Below are 231 nucleotides of genomic sequence, written 5' to 3'. Positions count from 1 at the left end.
CTAGACACATTGACGGATCTTGCAAGCGTTGTGATGGATCAACTGGAGCTGCGCCTGTCTGCTATGCGATCCATCGCGGAAAAGGAAGCGGCGCTGAATCATTCCCACTTAATGGCCGAAGAAATCGACCATCGTGTGATGAATAGCCTTCATCTGATTGTGTCGATGTTGAGCATTCAAAGTGCTCAGCTGGGCAGCTCTGAAGCGGCTAAGGAGATTTCCAGAGCGGCA

General features: G+C 51.1%; 1 protein-coding gene. It reads left to right on the top strand.

Annotation, left to right across the window (positions count from 1 at the left end; all coding sequences use genetic code 11):
• Nucleotides 1-33: 33 nt before the first annotated feature.
• Nucleotides 34-231 (top strand): histidine kinase dimerization/phosphoacceptor domain -containing protein (locus KMS84_RS44940; RefSeq protein ID WP_256921694.1); only part of this gene is annotated, 198 nt, incomplete at its 3' end.

The sequence above is a fragment of the Streptomyces hilarionis genome (assembly GCF_024539675.1).
In the GTDB taxonomy this organism is placed as follows: Bacteria; Actinomycetota; Actinomycetes; order Streptomycetales; family Streptomycetaceae; genus Streptomyces; species Streptomyces hilarionis.
The sequence above is the reverse complement of the archived record's forward strand: the minus strand, read 5'-3'. Positions and strand labels throughout refer to the sequence as shown.